The sequence below is a fragment of the Parabacteroides sp. KHUB-02 genome, from assembly GCF_056640955.1.
In genome coordinates, this window is sequence record NZ_JBWQEV010000001.1 from 3,852,515 (window position 1) to 3,872,232 (window position 19,718).

Sequence of the window (19,718 nt, forward strand, 5' to 3'; positions counted from 1 at the left end):
TTGTTTCTATATTTTACGTTTTCTAAAAAACTGCAAATGATAATGCTTTGAATCGATGTATGTAATAATAACAAAAGCCATTAAGCCAATGAATAATCGGACTTTTAAGCTAAGCATAAGAAATGAGGCCGTTGTCATTAATATAAATAAGATGATAATGATATATTCTGCGTTGACAACGAGTGACGTACAAAAAGTATGTATGTGCCTTTTTGTATAGTTATAAAGGATTAGATACTGGAACATATCATACAATACGATAGCACAACCTAATCCAAGCAGTCCTAAATGGTTTTGAACAGTAAACAGCCACCCGATTGCTACAAAAAAAGAAAGAATCATTATCAAGGAATGTAGATAGGTCTTATTGTTTATCAATGGCCAAAATCCACGAAGTTGGGTAGCTGATTGTAAATAGCCTGAAAAACATAAGAAAGGTATAAGGTAAAAACTTTGAAGATATGCTTCTGTGCCCAATACGAGGCATATTTCATACGAGAATAATGATACAAAACATCCTACGCTAAGAATCACAAAAGAAATTGTACTGCTGTTCTTCCTTATTTCAATAAAGAATGAAGGTTTATGTATGTTCTCGTACATTAAAGGACGCCACGCATTCATTAATGCGCTCTTAAACATTGTTGTTAGCGAAGTTATTCGAGTGGCAAAAGAATATAGACCTACAACAGAAACGGTAAATAGTATCTCGGTAACTTTTCTAAGTGTCGGTAACCATATTGCCGTTATAATCATTCCAGGAATTAGCGGTATGGCATAATTAAATATCTTTTTTGCGTCATGTCTATCAAATGAGAGCGATAAGAATTGTTTTGACAGATGTGCATTCAGACACATTCCAACAACTGTTCCTGTTATATGTCCATATAATATTCCCACAATTCCCGTTTTGCACACTAAAATATAAATGATTGTCGATATTACCCTGAGTAATATTGCAATGGCATTAATCACTACGTATGCTTTTGCTTTTTTTATATAACGCGGAATGACGTTCAAGTAAGAAGCGATGCCATCAAGTGAAAGCCATAAAATACCAACACGTAGAACTTTCCGTAGATTCATATCATTGAGATAGAATCTAAGAATATAATCTTGGGAAACTAAACATAATGAAATAACGATTATAGTAGAAATGGCGGTCATCCATAATCCTGTAGAAATAAGTGCTTTTTGTTGGTACAAATTTTCTTTCTCATAGAAGTATCTTCCTATGGATGTATGGAACTCCAAATTAATAAGATAGACGATGAAATTAACCAAAGTAGTTACTAATTCTATCTGTCCGAATTCGGAAGATTGGAACACTCTGGCATATATCGGTACAAGGAAAAATCCTATAAATTTGCCGATTAACGGCAGAATACCGTATATGGATATGTTCTTGAAAAATTGGTTCACGATATTTCAATATAGAACTATAAAAAATCTGCACATAAGATTAATGGCTCCTTTTCCCCCGGAACAGTATGTTGGCGACTGCCCCCCAAAAGTACCGCCAATCCGTGCGGAATGGATGCTTCAAGTAGGCTTCCGTGTAGCGGCGTTCCGACTCCTGCACCTCTTCGATGGTGCGGGGAGTCTGCTTGTCATAGTAGAACGGTGGCAACAGACCGGGCTTTGCCTTTGTGCGCAGTGCCTGCATCTCCGGGGTGTAGAGCGAGAAATAGTGTTGCGACAACGGTCGTACCCCAACCAGCTTCATATCGCCCTTCAGCACGTTGAAAATCATCGGCAGTTCGTCAAGCCACATCTTGCGGAACAGCTTGCCCCAGATGTTCACTCGATAGTCATCAGCAAATTTTCCTCCTTCCTGCAAGGCGTTATGCTCGTATATGTAAGGCTGGAGATATTCGGAATAGGAATACATGGTGCGGAACTTGTAAACCCCAATCAGCTTGCCGTCTTTTCCCACACGTCTCAACTTGATGAGCGGTGCGCCTGTCGGCTGGTCGTTCCAAATAGGTGTCTTGATTTTACGGGCAAGGACGAAGAACTCGCCGTGGCGAAACTCTTCATCTATCACCTCGAAGCCTGCGCGATACATCCGTCCGAGGATTTCCACCCGGTTGTACGTGCGGTTCTTCCCTTTGGTCACGGCGAAATAGATTTTTTTCAGCCCCGGCATCTTCGCACAGAAACGGTGCCACAGGTAGTGAAGAAGGTATATCGCCCAGTTCAAACCGGCAGGGTAGGTTTTCAATATGAGTTCCTTTTTCAGAACCGCCGTGCGGCAGTGGCACCACAAGTAGCCTCCTTGTGCCAGTTCCTCATTGGCCCGGTTGAGCAGGGTGTTCAGATGGCGTATACGGTTCAGATGCCGTTTGGAAATGAACACCTGTGGATGGCGTTCTCTGTATTGCGACAGGGAATTGCCATCATCGGTGTCTATGATAACCGTACTTTGGGCAAACTCAGATTTATGAGCGTCTATCCACGCAAGCGATTCGTCCAGATCCATCCGCTTGGTGGCCGTGAAGATGCGGAGGATGTCCTTGTTCTCCACTTCCGCATCCTCAATCTTCGCGCCTTTCTCAACTCCGCGCTCCGTATAGTCGGTGGGAATCTCCGGCTCATAATAAAATGGGATGCGTGAACGACGGTGGGGGCTTATTGCTGTCATGTCACAGGTTGGATTGGATGGCGTTGCAAACCGTGTCAATATCCTCCGTGTTCAAATAGGGATGCATGGGAAGTGACAATACCGTGTCGCACAGTTGACGTGCAACAGGGCAACTGTTTTCAGGATAGCCCAATTCGCGATAAGCCGTTTGGCTATGCATAGGAGTCGGATAATAGACCATCGAAGGGATTCCTGCTCCTTTCAATGCGGCCTGCATCCTGTCCCTTTCTTCCCGACTACCCAACTGGATGGTATATTGTGCCCAACTGGAAAGGAAGCCATCAGGAACGACCGGTGTCTTTACCTTTCCGGCGAGCCGTTCGTCATATTTCCTTGCCGCCTCGTTCACGGCATCAAGCTCGTAATCGGCAAACGTTTTCAGCTTGACTTGCAGGATAGCGGCCTGCATCGTATCGAGGCGTGAGTTCATGCCAATGCGCACGTTGTCGTACTTGAAAGAGCCTTTGCCGTGGACACGCAGCGAATCGGCGAGCGCAGCCCATTCATCGTTATCAGTAAATACGGCTCCGCCATCCCCATAGCATCCGAGCGGCTTGGCCGGGAAGAAACTGGTGGTGCTGATGTCACCGAAACTGCAATTGCGTTTCCCGTTGATGGCACCACCGAAGCCTTGTGCGCCATCCTCCAATACCAGCAGTCCATATTGTTCCGCCATTCGGCGTATTTCTGGATAGTTTGCGGGCAGGCCGAACAGATCCACGGCAATGATGATCTTGGGAGTCAGTTTCCCGTCAGCCAGTACCTGCCGGATGTTCTTTTCCAAATCGAAGACATCTATATTGAAAGTGTCCTTGTCCACATCCACGAATACCGGTGTGGCACCCTCGAACGAGACGACCTCTGCCGACGAGAAGAAGGTGAAATCGGGAACGAATACGGCATCGCCCGGTCCGATTCCCCATACTTTCAAGGCAAGCGTAAGGGCATCCGTGCCGTTGGCGCAGGTGATGCAGTGCTTCACTCCCACGTATGCGGCCAGTTGCCGTTCCAGTTCCTTCACTTGCGGCCCCATGATATAGGCACTCGATGCTGCCACGTCAAGAAGTGCCCGGTCTATGTCTTTTTTCAAGACTTGGTATTGTTGCTTTAAATCTCTGAATTGCATGATGAGTCAAATTTGTTCAAGTTCATTTTCTTCCGTCATCCGGTAGCGGCGGCCACATCCGCAGGAAAGCGTTTTTTCTTCCAGTCGTTTTCCGCATTCACATACCCAGCCGATTTGTCGGGCAGGAACACCTGCCATCAGCGCATAGTCTTTCACATCTTTGGTGACCACGGCACCGGCGGCAATCAATGCGTTGCGGCCTACGGTATGCCCGCACACCACCGTACAGTTGGCACCTAAGGAAGCCCCCTCCTTGATTAGGGTCTTGGCATAGACTCCATGGACGGGGAAATGAGCGCGGGGCGTGGTGACATTGGTAAACACGCACGAAGGGCCGCAGAATACGTTGTCCTCGATCTCCACGCCCTCATAAACGGATACGTTGTTCTGGATGCGGACACCGTTGCCTATTTTCACATTGTTTCCGATGTTGACATTCTGCCCCAACGAACATTTGCCACCCAAGGAAGCACCGCTTTGGATGTGGCAAAAATGCCAGATCTTGGTGCCGGCTCCGATGGTCACGCCCTCATCCACATAGCTGGAGGGGTGTACGAAATAGTCCTTGTCGGTCATCTTCCTATAAAACTTCGATGTTGCTCTTGTCTTGAAGGTTCTTTGTCACGTTCTTGGTGTCGAAGATGGCCTTTGCGTGGCGTTGCACGAACTCGTAATCCACATTGGAGTGGGAGGCGGTGATAATCACAAGATCCGTGCTCTCAACCAATTCTGTGGTCAGTTCTTTCTCTCCCTCATAGACTTTTCCGTGTTCGCGGAATTTGGGTATGTACGGGTCGTAGAATACCGTATCGGCACCCTCTTTTTGCAGATTCTCGATGACACGGATGGCGGGCGACTCGCGGTAATCGTCGATGTCCTGTTTGTAGGCGACACCGAGTACCAATATCTTGGAGCCGTTGAGCGACTTTTTGAAACGGCGGTTCAGCATATCCCCTGCACGGGACACGCAGTATTCCGGCATACGGTCGTTGACCATCATCGAGGCTTCGATCATGGAAGTATGGAATCCGTATTCGCGTGCTTTCCAACTGAGGTAATAGGGGTCGAGCGGGATGCAATGACCACCGAGGCCGGGACCGGGATAGAACGCTGTGAAGCCGAACGGCTTAGTCTTGGCGGCTTCGATGACTTCCCACAGGTTGATGTTCATGCGGTTGCAAAGGATGGCAAGCTCATTTATCAGACCTATGTTGATATTGCGGTAGGTGTTCTCAAGGATTTTTGTCATTTCCGCCACGGCAGGAGAGGAGGCGCGGAAAACCTTGTTCTGCAGCACGGCCTCGTACATGGCTGAAATCACCTCGCTGGCATCTTTGCCCAATCCTCCAACCACTTTCGGAGTGTTCTTTGTCTTGTAGATGGCATTGCCCGGATCGACACGTTCCGGCGAAAAGCCGAGATAGAAGTCCTCTCCGCATTTCAAGCCGGACGATTCGAGGATGGGCTTAATCAGCTCTTCCGTTGTTCCGGGATAGGTGGTGGATTCCAATACCACCATCATGCCCTTGTGCAGATACTTGGCAATGGACTTGGCGGATGACTCCACGTAGCTGATGTCCGGCTGTTGGTGGGCGTCAAGTGGGGTCGGCACACAGATGGCGACGAAATCCACGTTTCTTATAATGCTGAAATCTGTCGTGGCAGAAAGTTTACCGGTCTTTACAAGTTGTGCGAGGTCTGAATCAACGATATCCCCGATGTAATTATGCCCTTGGTTCACAAGGTTTACTTTCTCTTCTTGTACGTCAAAGCCGATGGTTCTGAATCCTGCTTTCGCTTTCTCTACGGCCAACGGCAGACCTACATAACCGAGTCCGACAACTCCCGCGACAATTTCCTTGTCCGCAATTTTTTTCAAAAGTTCTTCTTTCATTTTCTGATTAAAATATTTTTTATTACGCTTGTTTCTTCATGTGTCAACCTGCCATTCAAGAAGGTATCCAAATTGGTCTTTGAATGAATATCCATACCTCCGATGTCATACCAACCTTGTCCTAATAGCGTATGGGATTTCTTTCGGACACTTTTCCCGTAACCCCCAATAAGCGAAGGCAAGTTGAGTTGGAACTCCACGTTCATCTCTTTCAGTTGCCGGTAGTTGCTTTCGTCCATGTAGCTGTACCGTTCCGGATGCGCCAAGACGGGTGTATATCCTTTCGACTTGATGCGGAGCAGGATGTTGCTCAGTCCCATCGGGGGGGTGAAGTAGGATGTTTCCACCAATAGGTGTTTCCCGTTCTTGCCCAACGGCAAGAGATCGTTCTTATTTAATCGTTCCTCAAAAAGATTGTCGAGCATATTCTCGGAAGCGAGATGCAGTGCGATGTTTCCTTGATAAGCGGTTTTCAATTCCTCGAAACGGGCTTTCAGAGCGGATGTCGTATTTGGCATATCCTCCATGATATGCGGAGTCAGCCAGACCTCTTTTACACCCAACTGTTCATAAAGGGATAGGATTTGCAGGCTCTCTTCCATTGTCTGCACGCCGTCATCCACTCCGGGGAGCAGATGGCAATGCCAGTCGGTAAATCCCCGGAAGATTCCGCTGTCGGCAAGGCTGATACGTTTTCTGAAAAGCCACATCCTTATATTTTGTTATTCTTCTTTGGTATAGCCGGCATACCCGTAGTGATATCCGTACTTGTAGCCGTAGCGTCCGCTACCACCATCCGTACCGTTCAGAACGATAGACATGTTCCTGTATTTCTTGTCGGTGTAGAACTTCTCAATCTCCGGCAACATGCCCCGGTCGAGCAGACCGGCACGGACGATGAAGAGGGTGATATCCGCCAGCATGTTGATGATGGCGGCATCGGCCACGATTTCCACCGGCGGGCAGTCGATGAAGATATAGTCATACTCCTTGCGCAGGTCGTTTACCAGTTGCTCCAACCGTTCTGCGAACAGCAGTTCGGTGGGGTTGGGTGGTATCATGCCTACGGGAATGATGTCCAATTGGCCGTTCTCCGGCTTGCGGACGATTTCTTTCCAGGTCCTCATCTCTCCGATAAGGTAATTGGAGACGCCTTCTTTGGGGCTGCCCACATATTCGCTGAGCGAGCCTTTTCGTAGGTCGAGGTCAATGGTAATTACCTTCTTTCCCTTGATGGCGAGGCTGGTGGCGAGGTTGAACGTGATGAATGTCTTGCCACTGCCCGGATTGGCCGAGGTAAGCATGATGACATTCGACTCCCGTTCCTTCCCCACGACAAACTCCAGATTAGTGCGCACCACACGGAATGCCTCGTTGATGACATTGCGACTCTTCTCCTTGACCACGATTGCACACTTATTCTCTTTTGTCTTTGTTTTACGATCATACCATCTGCCCTTCTTGCGGAAGGCAAGCGGTATCTCGCCCACGAAGGGAATGGTCATATTCTCCAGATCCTTACGACCACGGACAACGGTGTTCATGTTCTCACGGATGAAGATGATGGCCACGGGAATGAGCAGTCCCAAGGCGAAAGCCACCAAAAGGATATTTTTCTTTACCGGTGCGGTGGGTATCATGCTTCCGCCCGGCATGGTGATGATACGGGTGTTATAAGCGGTGAACGCCTGCGACAGTTCGTTCTCCTCACGTTTCTGCAGAAGGTAAAGGTAAAGCGACTCCTTCACCTTCTGCTGTCGTTCTACCGAGAGCAGGTACTTGGCCTGCTGCGGGTTGGAGGCAATCTGCGAGGTGGCCTGTCCGCTGTAACTCCGCTGGCTCCTTATCTGGGCGTTCAGGGTAACCAACTGGTTGTCGATGGAGGTGAGCAACGCGCTCCGCATGGCGGAGAGGGAAGCGTCCATCTCCACCACCAACGGGTTCTTCTCGCTGCTGTGCGACACGAGGCTGTTGCGCTCCAGCAGTTTGCTGTTGTACTCGCTGATCTGCGTGGCGATGCCCGGATTGTCTATGCCGGAATTGGCGGGTAGCAACTGGGAGTCGTTACTCTTGTTTGTCAGGTAGTTGCGTATATAACGTGCCATGTAGACCTGGTTGTCCAGTTCCTTGATGGCGGCATTGGCCTCACTCGCCGCCGCCATGTACATGCCGGCGGCGGCCTGTACATCGGGCAGCAAGTGCTCGCTCTTGTAGGAGGAGATGTCATCGTCCACATTGCCCAATTCGCCCTCGATGACCCCCAACCGTCCGTCGATGAACTTCGACGTGCTGATGGCTATCTGGTTCTTATCCCGCACCCAGTTCTCGTTATAGACTGCTATCAGGGTGTTCAGCACATCTTCCGCCCGTTGGGTGGAAACATCCTTGAACGAGAGGCTGATGATGTTGGATTTCTCGTCGGTCTGCGACACGACCAGGTCGGCACTGTAAGCGGAAGTGGCACTACCAAAGGGCAGGCGTGACACATACAATTGGATATCCGTGCCATCCGTGTAGTAGGAGGTCGGGGTGATGACAATCTTCCCGATGTCGCTTGGGAGGGTATCGTTCAAATTTCCTCTCAAGTCCGTTTCGCCGATGCTCTCACCGTTCCGCTCAATGTTGGATAAAGTGACCTTGCCACCTTCCGACAGTTGTAAGGTGAACGTGGCGGATTCGTTCTCGGGCAGGTCGCTGATGCTGACGTTGACGGGAAGCTGCCGTCCATAGACTGTCTGGCGGTGGAAATGTCCGGGTACTTTGTAATCCATGTCCAGATGCAGACGGGACACCACCTCGCGCATCAGGTCGGGTGACTGCAAGGTGCCCATCTCGTTGTTCACGTTGGTATTGGAGGTGAACAGCCCGAAGTCGGCGAACGTTTCCATGTCACCGGATGCGGACTTCCCTTTGGAATCGTCCTTGATGAGGATGGACGCGGAGCGGGTGTACACGGGAGGTGTGGTGAGCAGGTACCAGACGGCGGTGCCAAGGCACACCGCCAATGATATTATGAACCAGTGCCATTTGCCGAGGCAGAGGTAAAACAAATCCTGTAAACTGATTGACTCTTGCTGATTTTGTATGGGTTTCTTTTTCTGTATAACAGCCATAATTGATGCGTTTTAATTAAATATCAATATGCCAATGGATGTCAACAACGAGGCCAAGGAAATCCAGAACGAGGTGCTGCGGATGTTGTTACCGTTCACCGTGGACTGCCGTGCCTTGGTGTCGTTCGGCTCTACATACACCACGTCGTTTTGCTGCAGGTAATAGACCGGCGATGAATATAGGTGATCTGCGGAACAGAGGTTGATGCCGTAAACACGCTGTTTTCCCTCTTCCGTGCGCAACACCAATACTTTCTCGCGCTTGCCGTGGATGGTCAGATCTCCGGCCTGGCTCAATGCATCAAGGATGGTGAGGTGATCCTTGTCAATGTTGTAACGCCCGGGGCGGTTCACCTCACCCATGACATCAACGCTCAGGTTCATGAACTCCACTGTCACCACCGGATCTTTGATGAGGTCGTGCGACTGCAACTCCTTTTTTATATAGGCGGCCATCTCCTCACGAGTCATGCCCTGCACGTGGAGCGCACCCAATACGGGGAAATCGATGTCGCCCTTGGAATTGACCGTGTAGCCGGAAAGTCCCCTGTTCTGGCTCGTTGCATTTTCTTGTCCCACTTGTTGACTGACAATCGGAAGATTGAACAAATTTGTCAGTCTTAAATCCTGACTGTTAATCAGTATTGATAACTTGTCTTTGGGTTGGATTTTGATTTCCGTCGGGACGGCAAGTGCCAGCTCGCTCTCCCCGGGACGCATGTCCTGGAAATAGGAAATCTGTTTGGGTGTGGAGCATGAGGCTAAGGCCAAGACAGATGCCGCCACGATGATAATATTACAAAATTTCATTGTATCGGGTAAAAACTATAGTTTCTCTACAAATTGTATGTACTCAGGTTCGACTTCCACGCCCACGGCAAGAAACCCTTTCAGTTCGACCAACAGACGCTTTACCTTGGAACCACGGACGGTTATCAGACCGCCCTCATATCCGTTGAGAGGTCCACCCATGATACGGATCTTGCGTCCATACATGGCAGGGGTTATTTCTTCCGGTAGGTAATACTTGGGGGACTCAGAAATGTTGACGGCATGGATGAAACGCTCCATCTCCGCATCGGCCACGGTCATCGGCTCTCGCCAGGTATTGCGCAGCCAACGGTACTGGAGGGTTGGTGTCTTTCCCACGACGGCATCAAGGTTTGCCTGTGCTTCATGAACGAAGAGCAGGTCCTGTATGAACGGCACTTCCTCACGGACACGCACGCCCCCCCGTGTCACCAGATGCCACTTCATCGGGACGAAGACCTCCATCTTCTTTTCCTTTAGCAGCTGGTAGGCGGGCCGTCTGGCGTTAGTCCTTTTCAGGTCGCGCATCACGTACCACTGTTTCTTTTCATCATTCCCTTGGGAGGCCATCTTTTCGCTTCAGGACATATTTATCAATCCTGCACGATCGTAAATCTCTCTACCAATCAAGCAGTTATCGACGTTCCTCATAAAAGTTGGGGATTTCTCCCCGTTTTCGTTTCCTTGCCCGGTTCTCATAGTCAACCAGCGTCTGCCCGCCCTTCTGTCGGACGGTTTTTCAAGGCGCTTTCGTGCCTGTCTTCATGCACTTCTCTCCGTAAGAGATGAATAATGCGACATATATGAATAAAACAATCTGATAATAAACACTTTGCCTTTTTCCAAAAAACTGTTCGCTCAACAATCTGTTTGGCGATTTCAAGAATCGGCCCGTGTCTTATTGTCATTTTTTACTCATTTTTGTGGTCATTCTCAATATTTTGCATAACTTTGCACCCGATTATTCATCTCTTACGGAGAGACGATGATTTTTACTCAACACTGCTACATCCTCGTGACACTCCTACACATATCTCCGGATTTTTTCCGACAAATCCTCACCAAAAGGAGGCTCGTTTTCCGATACTCTCTTCCCAAGAGATGAATATTTAAAGGTGTCTGATTCATATATGCTGGCTATCAACCATTTACATCGTGTGATATCTGATGGAAAGCCTTTCTTGCTCAACAAAAGACTCTCCTCTGCCGGGCATTTTTCGGAAAAGGAGCATCTTTTTTGCCGTTCATAAAAGGCTATCTCCGGATTTTTAGTAATTTTGCATCCGGTTGTTCATCTCTTGGGAAGAGAATACCTTTCTGCCTGGTATCCTATCCTTCCTGCAAGGATTTCAGGATCAACCTGTTCGCCTTATCAATAGTGGCGGTATCCAATGAGGCCAGATAGATCCTCGTTGTAGTCTCCGAATCGTGTCCCATACCCTCGCTGATCACCGAGATCGGAATGTTCTTGCTCCGGGCCGCGCTGGCCCAGGAATGGCGGGCCACGTAATGAGTCAGGGGGACGGACATCCCCAGTTCTTTCCCTATGGCTTTCAAATGCCTGTTGATACGGTGGGAGGCGTTGATATATTGTTTCCTCTCGTCTGCGCCCGGTCTGCCGATAACGGGAAGAAGGTACGGGGATCCGGGGATGTCGTAACGGTCCACGATTTCCTGCATGCACGGTTCCCATTTTATAAGGAGCTGCTGGCCGGTTTTCTTCCGTCGGTATGAGAGGATGCCGTTGTCAAGATCCTTCTTTTTCAGGAACGCCATATCGACCATGGACATCCCCCTTGTATAGAAGCTGAAGAGCAGCATGTCCCTCGCGTAGGCTTTTGCGGGCTCAAGTGACAGGTCCAATGACTTGAGCCGTTTTATCACATGCAGGGGTACCGCCCGTTTCGTAGTCTTCTCGACTCCGGTATAGACATGCCTGAAAGGGAACCGCTGGACGGTAAGCCCCTTCTCCACGGCACGGTTATATACCGCCCGCAGGTTGCGCATGTAAAAGGAAACGGTGTTCATGGAAACCCCGCCCGATTCCAGCCATGCCTCGTACGCGACCATCAGGTCGGAATCCATATCGTCGGGTAACACATCCCTCCCTTCCATGAACCGCATGAAGCTGTTGAGGGTGGAGGTGTAGGTCTCACTGGTCCGTATCTTGCCTAGGCGTTTCAGACCGTTTATGACCTCCCGCATGAAGACAGGGAAAGACAAGCCGCAATCTCCGCCGTTGAAAGCGGAAACCACGTCGTCGGCCGTAAAAGCCTCCCTTTTCCGTTCCAGGGTTGTGATGATACCCTCCAGCCTGTCGGTATCCTCCATTATCTTTCCCTCCAGCAGCGACAGGTATTGCCGTCTTCCCCCATCGGACGGAGTGACGACGATACGGGACCGCCTCCTGTCCCACTCGGCGGGGAACAGCCTGTATGAGGTGCTGATCTGTCTTGCCACACGTGCGTGAATCACCTGGTAATAAACCGTACCCTCCTTGCCGCCCACCGAGGAGGATCTGAACTTGATTTTTACTGTTGCCATAGGTTTACTTTTCAAGTTTGTCCGTCTGAATGGGCTTGCCCTTGATGGACCTTGCCTTGTCGTCCAGCTCCTTTGCGGCTTGTTCTTTCAGGCGTGCCTGCTCGGCAAGGGCGGCCTGCTTCCGGACGGCGTCCTCGTATGCCTCCACATCCTCACGTACCATCTCAATCCTGGCGTTGTCACGGTCAGGTTCAAAGATATTTTCCAACTCTGATATCTCATTCGGGGTGGCTTCACCCTTCATCTTGATGTAGCGGTATTTCAAATCGTTGTCCATGCGGTCGTAATCGGGCCGCTTTTCGAGATAGAGAGCAACCGATGCGACTATCGAGTATGCTGCCAATATGATTATGGTCCAGAATACATAGGGCGTATCTATGCTGATGCTATGTCTGTGACTGACAATATCGGGATTGTCCATCCTGTTCCTAACGGAGGCGGAAAGCGACTCCATCCTCTCCGATATCTGTCGCAGGGTTTCCGCCTCCGTATTGGTAAATTGTTCCAGAAACTCGCCCTGCCTCTTGTGGTTCTCTTGCTGTTCGCCCTTCAATACGGACAGGGTTTCCATGAACTTGTCCGGCATGGAGTTCCTTTTCAGCAAATTCGCGGTATCGCCCTTGATCATGACAAGGGCCTCCAGGACACGTCTGAACCCAGTCTTTAAGGTATTCAGTTCTTGTGTAATTTCTTGCAGTGCAACCCCGTTTACGCTGTTATCCGTTTCGAAACTACCGTCCGCCGATTGGGGTATGGACAGACCGTCTATCTTATTTTCGATTCTCTCCAGGCATCCGTAGATGCTTTCCATGAGCTCGTCCTGTTTCATAATTTCATTGATTTTAATGTTTTACACTTTAATAATTGATTTTTTTGGGGACTTATAATCCCAGCCCTTTCCGTTTTTTTTTCCTCTTGCGCTTGCGCAACAGTTCGTCATACGGAATCCGTTCTTCCGGAACAGACTCGCCAAAAGAGGAAAACAGTCCCAATCCGTTGCTTTCAATAAGAGCGTTGTTTAGCGGACTTTGTACTTGTCTGCCATATTCCATCGGCTCTTGTTTTTGCTTTTTAACCTCAAAATCCTGTCCGGTTTCCGGATTGTTTCCGCCCAAAATGGCATTCAATTTGGCGAAACTGAACTCCCTGCTGATTTGCGAGCCTTTGAATGTCAGGCCGTCTTTGGTAAAGCGGATGCCTTGAATGTCACCGGCGGTTTTCATTTTACCGCTTCTTCCGACAAATTCCAGCTTTACACCCTGCAAGGCTAAACCGGCCACAAGCTCTTCCCATGTCTTGGAGTGTTTCAACGCTTTCTTCACGGCATTATGAATCTCGTATTTAACACGTTCCGAGTCGCGCAGTTTCTCCACGTTGGTCTTGCCCTTGTCATCGGCGTAGGTCAATCCGTACTTGTCTTTAAGTCTCTTTGTGGCAATCTCATTCCGTTTGTAGTCACCTTGCGAGGAGATTACCTTTCCGTCGTATCCGATGCGGTTATAGACCAGATGGCAATGCGGATTGTCCGTATTGTGATGCCTTACCAATATGAACTGGGTATTCTTTATCCCCATCAAGTCCATATACTCCAATGCTATTTTAGCCATAAATTCATTGCTCAATACCGGCTTGTCTTCCGGTTTGAAGCTTAATGCGATATGCCCGACGGGCTGTTTTATCTTCGGGTTAAGCAGACATTGGTAGTTGAAACTGTCCGTTATTTCGCGGTTATTGCCCAACAGGACACCGTCGGATGCGATGATTTCCGCATTGTCCTTTCCCATCACATAGCGGACACAGCCGCCAAAGGATGTGCCTTTCCTTATCTTACCTATCATGTTTTCCTCCTTTCCACGATTTTATATTCGTTCATGATCACTTTCAATTTTTCGAGTAATTCCATTACGACATTCTTTGTTCGGTAGAACCCTATCTGATGCGACAACTTGGTCAGCTGGTTCAAGTTGTTCGCCATTCCCACAAGATTACGCATGACGGTTACTTCCTCCGTCGAATGCCTCGCCACTATCTGTGCGTTGAAAGCCGATTCCCGGAGAAACTCCGCAAGGCTTCTGTTCGCCTGTCTGCTACGATGCAGCAACCGCTCGTAATCAATCCTGGAGAACTTTACCGTTACGGATTTGGAAAGCTTGCGGATACCGCTTGCTTTCGGTCTCCCTCTCGGTTTGATTTTATCTTTGTTACTCATACTACCCGGTTTATTGTGATTAGTCATTTTACTGTAATGATGCGTCTTACAATCTGCGACCGTTGGGAGCTGATTGCCTCCACGACTCCGGGAGTGGAGCGGGGTTTTCGGGATGCCCGAAAGATAACCTCGCTATTGCCCAAAAAATGAAAGTTTCCATTTTTAGGCCCCCGAAAAAGGAATCCCGCCGGAAGGCCTTTTAATTGAATGGAAATAAGGACTTGCAGCTTCTTACAAAACTCAAAATCCCCGGTATAGAACCTGATGTGATGCCGGACGGTATTCTCCAATAAACCTGAAAGGCTCATGCGGTTTCCGCCAATCTTGCAGGCGAAACGGTCGAGCGTGTCACGTAATTTACGGTTGATGAGAACCAGCTTGCGGTCTTCAATCCTGTAGGGCCGCATGAAGGTGTTGTGGTACTCCTCCGGCGGAAGCCTGCGCTGCCCGCCACTTGCTTCTGCTTCTTGTCTCTTTTTCATTATCCTTTGATTTTTGAATGGTTAATAAAGAGGTCGATGTTGCCAACACAACATGACTATTGTCGGCTGCAAAAGAAACGCATATCATGCTCAGGTACAAATTATTGGGCTTAGGCTGGCTATTATGTGAGGCGTTGCTTTATAGACAGGTTCAGGAACGGTGACGGCTTCCCGGTTCTGCCCAGGTTGAACGGGCAGTTATAAGGTCGTTATAATGTTGGTTGGTTAGTTGGTTGTAACATTGGTTGGTTAGTTGGTTGTAATGTTGGTTGGTTAGTTCGTTATAAGGACAGCCTCATATTTTATTATGTTATTATGTTTTTTCAGGTGCACGAGAAAAGGGACATCCGACAACGGGTATTTCTACCTGCTGCCGGATGCCCCTTCCGCTTTTTTTGTCGTGGTCCGGTGCCTATCTCGCGCCGATGGCCCTTAATCCCTTCGGTATCGGGTTGTCGAGGATGATCCTGTAGCAGAGTTTGCCGTCCACCCTTACCGGGTCTCTCGCCACCATGAATCCCGCGCATTTCTCCACTTTCGCAGCGTCGAGTATCATCCCGGCGATGAAGCTGTTGGAGAAACGGGCGCAACGCGGGTCGTTCCAGATCGTGAAGCCGTTCTCGTCATCGGATACGAACATGTACCAATCCTTCGGCCTGTCCTCGTCATGGGCGATGCACAGCCGGTTGCCGGCATGAAGGCTGAGCTCGTTGCTCAATATCCTGCTGAGGTACATGCTGCCGTCGCGGCATACCGTGATCACCCGCTTGCCCTTGTAGGTCAGTGCCGGGTGGGAATTGCTCTTGTTGTAAACTGTCAGTTTCATAGGAACTTTTTTTTATTGGTTTGTTATACATTATTATATAGTCATCATCATGCCGCGTCTCCGGCTGCAATCATCCTCCTCCGGGCTGTGAACGTCCGGTTGGCTCGGACGGATTCCAGCATGACCTGTGCCCGGCGGGTTATCACCGATGTCTTCTCGCCCATGTGTTTGGCGATGGTACGGAACGAGCTGCCCGTCTCGTAGAAGCGCAGCATGAACATCCGGTAGTCTTCGTAGGAGAAATGCCGCCTGAGGAACTTCTGTATGTCCCTTACCAGCATGTCGCACCCGGTAAGCATCTCTTCCCGTTCCTCCGTCTCTTCCCTGTCGTCCGTTTCTCCCAGCGTGATGAAATACTCGTCACCGGGGCAGGAGTAACGGCTGTTGTCCCTCGTTCCGGCCTGCACCATTTTCCGGTAACAGCCGAAAAAATAGGATTCCCAGTTCTCTATCCCTTCCCTTGAGAACATCACCTGCTTCCTGACTACCAGGTAGGCGTCGTGGAACACGTCCTCGTCTGTTTTCCCGTGGTAGATGGAGATTCTCTCCTTCAGTCTCGCGTATGAACGGTTGAACCATTCGTTGAAGTCTTTCATGTCTTTTGTTGCCATATCTCTTTCATTTTATCGGTTATACATCCGGCCTGTTGTGCAGGCACTCCTGTTTCTTTGTATGCCTTACAGCCGTTCTCCCGCCGGAACGGCGTCAAGGCTCGGCAGGAAAAAATACCGGAGCGCGGAGCGTGAGGATGATTTTTTCCCCGCCGACCCGAAGGGCTTGGCCTTGCGCTCCGGTGGGGGGCGGCTACCTTTGCTTCAAAGAAACGGGGGTGTCGTTTCCTTCTGAAAAAATCATCTGCCCCCGTTGCATCTCCAGAATGAAGATTTTGATATGCCGTCATGTCATCCGTCATGAAACATCACGCCAGGACATGACATGTGCGGACAGGTCCATTGTAATACGGTTCTTCCTGCTTTTATTTGCAACGGGGAAACGGTTGGGGACGGTGCGGGACTGCCTGATATGGTGATACCGGCACACAAGCGAACGTTTCTCCGGATGGTATGAATTTGGAGTATCAACATAAAATCGGATTGTTATGGAAATCGTATGTTTTGAAAGGAAGGCGTTCGAGGAATTTGCCATGAAGATCGAACGGTTCATACAGAGGGTGGAGGAAATCCCCCATCTGAATCTGAAAGGCGTGAAGGGGACGGGCGGCTGGCTCGACCACCAGGATGTCTGCCTGAAGCTGAGAATCAGCAAGCGCACCTTGCAGACCTTGCGTGATAACGGCACGCTCGCCTATACCAAGATAGGCAACCGTACCTACTACCTGCCGGAAGACGTGGAGCGTGTCGTCACGAAAGTGGAGGACAGACGCAAGGATGCACGCTACAGGGGGCGCACCATTTGAAGGGATTGAACAGAGGTATCAACTAAAGACAATGAGTATGTATAATGAATTGAAGACGAAAGATGACGCGTGGATGCAGTCCGTCCACGAGCGTATCGACCGGCTGTCGGTGATGATTGACGGCATTTCCGACGGAATGGTTTTGCCCCAAAAGGATGAGTATCTGTGCGACAAGGAGGTGGCGAGTATGCTGAAAGTCAGCCGCAGAACACTGGGAGAGTACCGGAGCAACGGCACGCTGCCTTACTACGTCCTCGGCGGCAAGGTCTTGTACAAGAGGAGCGAGATCGAGCAGGTGTTGGAACGGGAATACAGGTGTGTGGGCAAGGCGCGGGGAAGCGGATGAAGATTCCATTTACCTGTTTTTTTACGCACTTGTGCAGGCTGCGGGCATTAAGACTGTCCGCATAAGGCCGGACATTTTCGTGCGCCGGCCACAGACTGTTTCTTTGAGGTGAGGGAGTTTGCCGTCTGGAAAAAAGAACCTCTTTTGGGACTTTGGCACAAAGTCGTCCCCTGCCCGGTATCAGACTGTAATTCCTGTATGCAATCCTTTTCTGACTGTTCCCGTCGGATCGGTCGTTTCCGCTGTACACGTTATCTTGCCCGGACTTTCGACGGGGGCAAGGGTTTGCGTGGCAAATACGCTCGGCGAAGCCGTGGAAGATTTGCCACGCAACGGCTATGCCGCCTGACCTTGCCTCCTGTCGGAAAGTACGGGCTATCTTGAATCGCAGCGGACACGACCGTAACAGTCTGTCCCAATCCTGCCTGACCTTTGTTTACTTAATAGTAAAGAGACTGTACCGCCTTTGTGACCGGGATATGAAACCGGGAAATTGTTTTTGACGGTTGCTGAAAAGAAAAATCAAAGGTGTTTTGCATGTTCCGTAAAAAATCGTACATTTGCATAAAGTGAGTTGCACATCAACGCAATTGATGCAAGTATGTAGAAACCAGAACGGTTGCCAACTCGTTACCTCGTTTTTTGATGATCCGCATAAACTTTTTATTCTTAGCGGATTATGTGATTCTTCCAAAGATAGTAATTATCTTTGGAACAAAAGTGAAAAGATAATGACAAACAGTATCGTACGCAAACTGCCGATAGGTATACAGACCTTCGAGAAGATAAGGGAAGGGAATTATGTATATGTGGATAAGACGGAATGGGTGTGGCGGATGGCCTCGTTGGAGACACCGTTTTTCCTAAGTCGTCCCCGTAGGTTTGGAAAGAGCCTTTTGCTTTCTACTTTTGAGGCTTATTTTAAAGGAAGAAAAGATCTGTTTAAGGGATTGGCTATCGAACGGTTGGAACAGGATTGGATTGAGTATCCGGTGATCCATTTGGATTTGAATGCCAAGAAATTTGATACAGGGGAGGATCTGATTCGTCTTGTGGATAGGCAGTTGCTTGTTTACGAGGCTATATATGGTTCTAGTGATGCGGATGAGACGATTGATGACCGTTTGTTTACCTTGTTACGCTTGATTTGTGAACAGACAGGAAAACGGGTGGTCGTTTTAGTGGATGAGTATGATAAGCCTCTTTTGCAATCATTTGATAATGAGAAATTGCAAGAGGAGTATCGCCTAATGTTGAAAGCGTTCTATGGGGTGTTGAAAAGTGCGGATCGCTATTTGCGCTTTGTATTCCTAACCGGGGTGACAAAGTTCTCTCAAGTTAGCGTGTTTAGTGACTTGAACCAGTTGAACGATATTAGCATGGACTGGCAATTCGCAACGCTTTGTGGCATAACACGGGAAGAGTTAGCGACGAATTTTGTACCGGAGATAGAAGCCTTCGGGAAAAAGAATAATTGGTCGTTTGTTGAGGTGGTAGAGCGGATGGAACGTAATTATGATGGGTATCATTTTCATCAAGATGGAGTGGGAGTGTTTAATCCGTTCAGTGTACTGAATGCGTTCAATAAGCTGGAGTTGGAGAGTTATTGGTTTCAGACGGGTACGCCGACCTTTTTGGTGAGCCTCCTCCGTAAAAGTAATTATGATTTACGGCTTTTGATAGATGGTATCGAGGCGCCTGCTGCTTCATTCACTGAATATCGAGTAAACACCAATAATCCGATTCCGTTGATTTATCAGAGTGGATATTTGACGATAAAGGATTATGATCGGGAATTTCGTAATTATTTATTGGAATTTCCGAACGAAGAAGTAAAATATGGTTTTATTAATTTCTTAGTCCCTTACTATACCTCCATTTCCAAGGAAGAGCAGAGTTTTTATATTGGTAAATTTGTACAAGAATTACGGACAAAGGATATAGATGCTTTCCTTTCCCGTCTCCAAGCTTTCTTCGCTGATTTCCCGTATGAGTTGAATGATAAGACCGAACGTCATTATCAAGTGGTTTTCTATTTGGTCTTTAAGTTGATGGGGCAATTTACTGAGGCGGAGGTGCGAAGTGCCAGAGGACGTGCGGATGCGGTGGTTAAAACACCAAAATACATTTACGTCTTTGAGTTCAAGTTGAACGGAACCGCCGAGGAAGCCATATGGCAAATCGATGAGAAAGGTTATTTGGTTCCCTATCAGGCGGATGGGCGTAAGTTGATAAAGGTTGGCGTGGAATTTAGCGCTATAGAACGTAATATTAGTCGTTGGCTGTATTTTTGATGCCTCTTCGTGA

The 19,718-nt window shown here is 48.8% G+C and carries 20 protein-coding genes; 4 read left to right on the forward strand and 16 right to left on the reverse strand.

Translation table 11 applies throughout. The annotated features are described in order from the left end of the window. Positions 1 to 6: 6 nt before the first annotated feature. From ACYIA1_RS16590 to ACYIA1_RS16665, 16 genes are all read right to left on the reverse strand, one after another. The gene (locus ACYIA1_RS16590) at positions 7 to 1,422 is read right to left on the reverse strand and encodes a lipopolysaccharide biosynthesis protein (RefSeq protein WP_480335960.1); all 1,416 of its coding nucleotides are present in this window, start codon (positions 1,420 to 1,422) and stop codon (positions 7 to 9) included. 40 nt (positions 1,423 to 1,462) lie between these two features. Then, entirely contained in the window at positions 1,463 to 2,644 is a 1,182-nt protein-coding gene (locus ACYIA1_RS16595) for a sugar transferase (RefSeq protein WP_480335962.1), read from the reverse strand. Between the two features lies 1 nt (position 2,645). Continuing rightward, positions 2,646 to 3,770 (reverse strand): DegT/DnrJ/EryC1/StrS family aminotransferase, encoded by a 1,125-nt coding sequence (locus tag ACYIA1_RS16600; protein WP_480335964.1) that lies wholly within the window; start codon positions 3,768 to 3,770, stop codon positions 2,646 to 2,648. Between the two features lie 6 nt (positions 3,771 to 3,776). Then, positions 3,777 to 4,346: an acyltransferase gene (locus tag ACYIA1_RS16605; RefSeq protein ID WP_480335966.1), complete on the reverse strand. Its 570-nt coding sequence runs from the start codon at positions 4,344 to 4,346 to the stop codon at positions 3,777 to 3,779. A 4-nt stretch (positions 4,347 to 4,350) separates the two neighbouring features. Continuing rightward, complete coding sequence (locus ACYIA1_RS16610; protein WP_480335968.1) at positions 4,351 to 5,664, reverse strand: nucleotide sugar dehydrogenase; 1,314 nt, start codon at positions 5,662 to 5,664, stop codon at positions 4,351 to 4,353. Continuing rightward, a complete protein-coding gene (locus tag ACYIA1_RS16615) occupies positions 5,661 to 6,374 on the reverse strand; it encodes a tyrosine-protein phosphatase (RefSeq protein ID WP_480335970.1) in 714 nt (237 codons plus the stop codon). The genes ACYIA1_RS16610 and ACYIA1_RS16615 overlap by 4 nt, the downstream gene beginning before the upstream one ends. 12 nt (positions 6,375 to 6,386) lie before the next feature. Continuing rightward, positions 6,387 to 8,777 (reverse strand): GumC family protein, encoded by a 2,391-nt coding sequence (locus tag ACYIA1_RS16620; protein ID WP_480335972.1) that lies wholly within the window; start codon positions 8,775 to 8,777, stop codon positions 6,387 to 6,389. Between the two features lie 12 nt (positions 8,778 to 8,789). Further along, positions 8,790 to 9,587, reverse strand: coding sequence for a polysaccharide biosynthesis/export family protein (locus ACYIA1_RS16625; RefSeq protein WP_480335974.1), 798 nt, complete (start codon positions 9,585 to 9,587; stop codon positions 8,790 to 8,792). 15 nt (positions 9,588 to 9,602) lie between these two features. After that, complete coding sequence (locus tag ACYIA1_RS16630; protein WP_480335975.1) at positions 9,603 to 10,157, reverse strand: UpxY family transcription antiterminator; 555 nt, start codon at positions 10,155 to 10,157, stop codon at positions 9,603 to 9,605. A gap of 759 nt (positions 10,158 to 10,916) precedes the next feature. Next, on the reverse strand, positions 10,917 to 12,131 hold the full coding sequence (locus ACYIA1_RS16635) for a tyrosine-type recombinase/integrase (RefSeq protein WP_480336324.1): 1,215 nt from the start codon (positions 12,129 to 12,131) through the stop codon (positions 10,917 to 10,919). Between the two features lie 4 nt (positions 12,132 to 12,135). Next, positions 12,136 to 12,960 (reverse strand): hypothetical protein, encoded by an 825-nt coding sequence (locus ACYIA1_RS16640; RefSeq protein WP_480335977.1) that lies wholly within the window; start codon positions 12,958 to 12,960, stop codon positions 12,136 to 12,138. Positions 12,961 to 13,012: 52 nt separating this feature from the next. Further along, positions 13,013 to 13,969 carry a relaxase/mobilization nuclease domain-containing protein gene (locus ACYIA1_RS16645; protein ID WP_480335979.1) on the reverse strand — a complete coding sequence of 319 codons (957 nt, stop codon included), beginning with the start codon at positions 13,967 to 13,969 and terminating at the stop codon, positions 13,013 to 13,015. Further along, positions 13,966 to 14,340: a plasmid mobilization protein gene (locus tag ACYIA1_RS16650; RefSeq protein ID WP_480335981.1), complete on the reverse strand. Its 375-nt coding sequence runs from the start codon at positions 14,338 to 14,340 to the stop codon at positions 13,966 to 13,968. The genes ACYIA1_RS16645 and ACYIA1_RS16650 overlap by 4 nt, the downstream gene beginning before the upstream one ends. 23 nt (positions 14,341 to 14,363) lie before the next feature. Continuing rightward, the gene (locus tag ACYIA1_RS16655; RefSeq protein WP_480335983.1) at positions 14,364 to 14,822 is read right to left on the reverse strand and encodes a DUF3408 domain-containing protein; all 459 of its coding nucleotides are present in this window, start codon (positions 14,820 to 14,822) and stop codon (positions 14,364 to 14,366) included. Between the two features lie 412 nt (positions 14,823 to 15,234). Continuing rightward, positions 15,235 to 15,648, reverse strand: a complete 414-nt coding sequence (locus ACYIA1_RS16660; RefSeq protein WP_480335985.1) for a hypothetical protein — start codon at positions 15,646 to 15,648, stop codon at positions 15,235 to 15,237. Positions 15,649 to 15,695: 47 nt separating this feature from the next. After that, complete coding sequence (locus tag ACYIA1_RS16665; RefSeq protein WP_480335987.1) at positions 15,696 to 16,259, reverse strand: sigma-70 family RNA polymerase sigma factor; 564 nt, start codon at positions 16,257 to 16,259, stop codon at positions 15,696 to 15,698. 37 nt (positions 16,260 to 16,296) lie between these two features. On the opposite strand from ACYIA1_RS16665, the gene ACYIA1_RS16670 reads away from it, so the two are divergent. From ACYIA1_RS16670 to ACYIA1_RS16685, 4 genes are all read left to right on the forward strand, one after another. After that, positions 16,297 to 16,494, forward strand: a complete 198-nt coding sequence (locus ACYIA1_RS16670) for a hypothetical protein (RefSeq protein WP_480335989.1) — start codon at positions 16,297 to 16,299, stop codon at positions 16,492 to 16,494. 253 nt (positions 16,495 to 16,747) lie between these two features. Next, positions 16,748 to 17,065, forward strand: a complete 318-nt coding sequence (locus tag ACYIA1_RS16675) for a helix-turn-helix domain-containing protein (protein WP_480335991.1) — start codon at positions 16,748 to 16,750, stop codon at positions 17,063 to 17,065. A 37-nt stretch (positions 17,066 to 17,102) separates the two neighbouring features. After that, positions 17,103 to 17,411: a helix-turn-helix domain-containing protein gene (locus ACYIA1_RS16680; RefSeq protein ID WP_480336325.1), complete on the forward strand. Its 309-nt coding sequence runs from the start codon at positions 17,103 to 17,105 to the stop codon at positions 17,409 to 17,411. A 731-nt stretch (positions 17,412 to 18,142) separates the two neighbouring features. Beyond that, complete coding sequence (locus ACYIA1_RS16685; RefSeq protein WP_005863597.1) at positions 18,143 to 19,705, forward strand: ATP-binding protein; 1,563 nt, start codon at positions 18,143 to 18,145, stop codon at positions 19,703 to 19,705. Positions 19,706 to 19,718 lie beyond the last annotated feature (13 nt).

Coding starts and splice junctions, on each gene's coding strand:
- ACYIA1_RS16595 (WP_480335962.1), bottom strand. CDS start 2,644: ATGACAGCAATAAGCCCCCACCGTCGTTCACGCATCCCATTTTATTAT.
- ACYIA1_RS16600 (WP_480335964.1), bottom strand. CDS start 3,770: ATGCAATTCAGAGATTTAAAGCAACAATACCAAGTCTTGAAAAAAGAC.
- ACYIA1_RS16605 (WP_480335966.1), bottom strand. CDS start 4,346: ATGACCGACAAGGACTATTTCGTACACCCCTCCAGCTATGTGGATGAG.
- ACYIA1_RS16610 (WP_480335968.1), bottom strand. CDS start 5,664: ATGAAAGAAGAACTTTTGAAAAAAATTGCGGACAAGGAAATTGTCGCG.
- ACYIA1_RS16615 (WP_480335970.1), bottom strand. CDS start 6,374: ATGTGGCTTTTCAGAAAACGTATCAGCCTTGCCGACAGCGGAATCTTC.
- ACYIA1_RS16620 (WP_480335972.1), bottom strand. CDS start 8,777: ATGGCTGTTATACAGAAAAAGAAACCCATACAAAATCAGCAAGAGTCA.
- ACYIA1_RS16625 (WP_480335974.1), bottom strand. CDS start 9,587: ATGAAATTTTGTAATATTATCATCGTGGCGGCATCTGTCTTGGCCTTA.
- ACYIA1_RS16630 (WP_480335975.1), bottom strand. CDS start 10,157: ATGGCCTCCCAAGGGAATGATGAAAAGAAACAGTGGTACGTGATGCGC.
- ACYIA1_RS16635 (WP_480336324.1), bottom strand. CDS start 12,131: ATGGCAACAGTAAAAATCAAGTTCAGATCCTCCTCGGTGGGCGGCAAG.
- ACYIA1_RS16640 (WP_480335977.1), bottom strand. CDS start 12,960: ATGAAACAGGACGAGCTCATGGAAAGCATCTACGGATGCCTGGAGAGA.
- ACYIA1_RS16645 (WP_480335979.1), bottom strand. CDS start 13,969: ATGATAGGTAAGATAAGGAAAGGCACATCCTTTGGCGGCTGTGTCCGC.
- ACYIA1_RS16650 (WP_480335981.1), bottom strand. CDS start 14,340: ATGAGTAACAAAGATAAAATCAAACCGAGAGGGAGACCGAAAGCAAGC.
- ACYIA1_RS16655 (WP_480335983.1), bottom strand. CDS start 14,822: ATGAAAAAGAGACAAGAAGCAGAAGCAAGTGGCGGGCAGCGCAGGCTT.
- ACYIA1_RS16660 (WP_480335985.1), bottom strand. CDS start 15,648: ATGAAACTGACAGTTTACAACAAGAGCAATTCCCACCCGGCACTGACC.
- ACYIA1_RS16665 (WP_480335987.1), bottom strand. CDS start 16,259: ATGGCAACAAAAGACATGAAAGACTTCAACGAATGGTTCAACCGTTCA.
- ACYIA1_RS16675 (WP_480335991.1), top strand. CDS start 16,748: ATGGAAATCGTATGTTTTGAAAGGAAGGCGTTCGAGGAATTTGCCATG.
- ACYIA1_RS16680 (WP_480336325.1), top strand. CDS start 17,103: ATGTATAATGAATTGAAGACGAAAGATGACGCGTGGATGCAGTCCGTC.
- ACYIA1_RS16685 (WP_005863597.1), top strand. CDS start 18,143: ATGACAAACAGTATCGTACGCAAACTGCCGATAGGTATACAGACCTTC.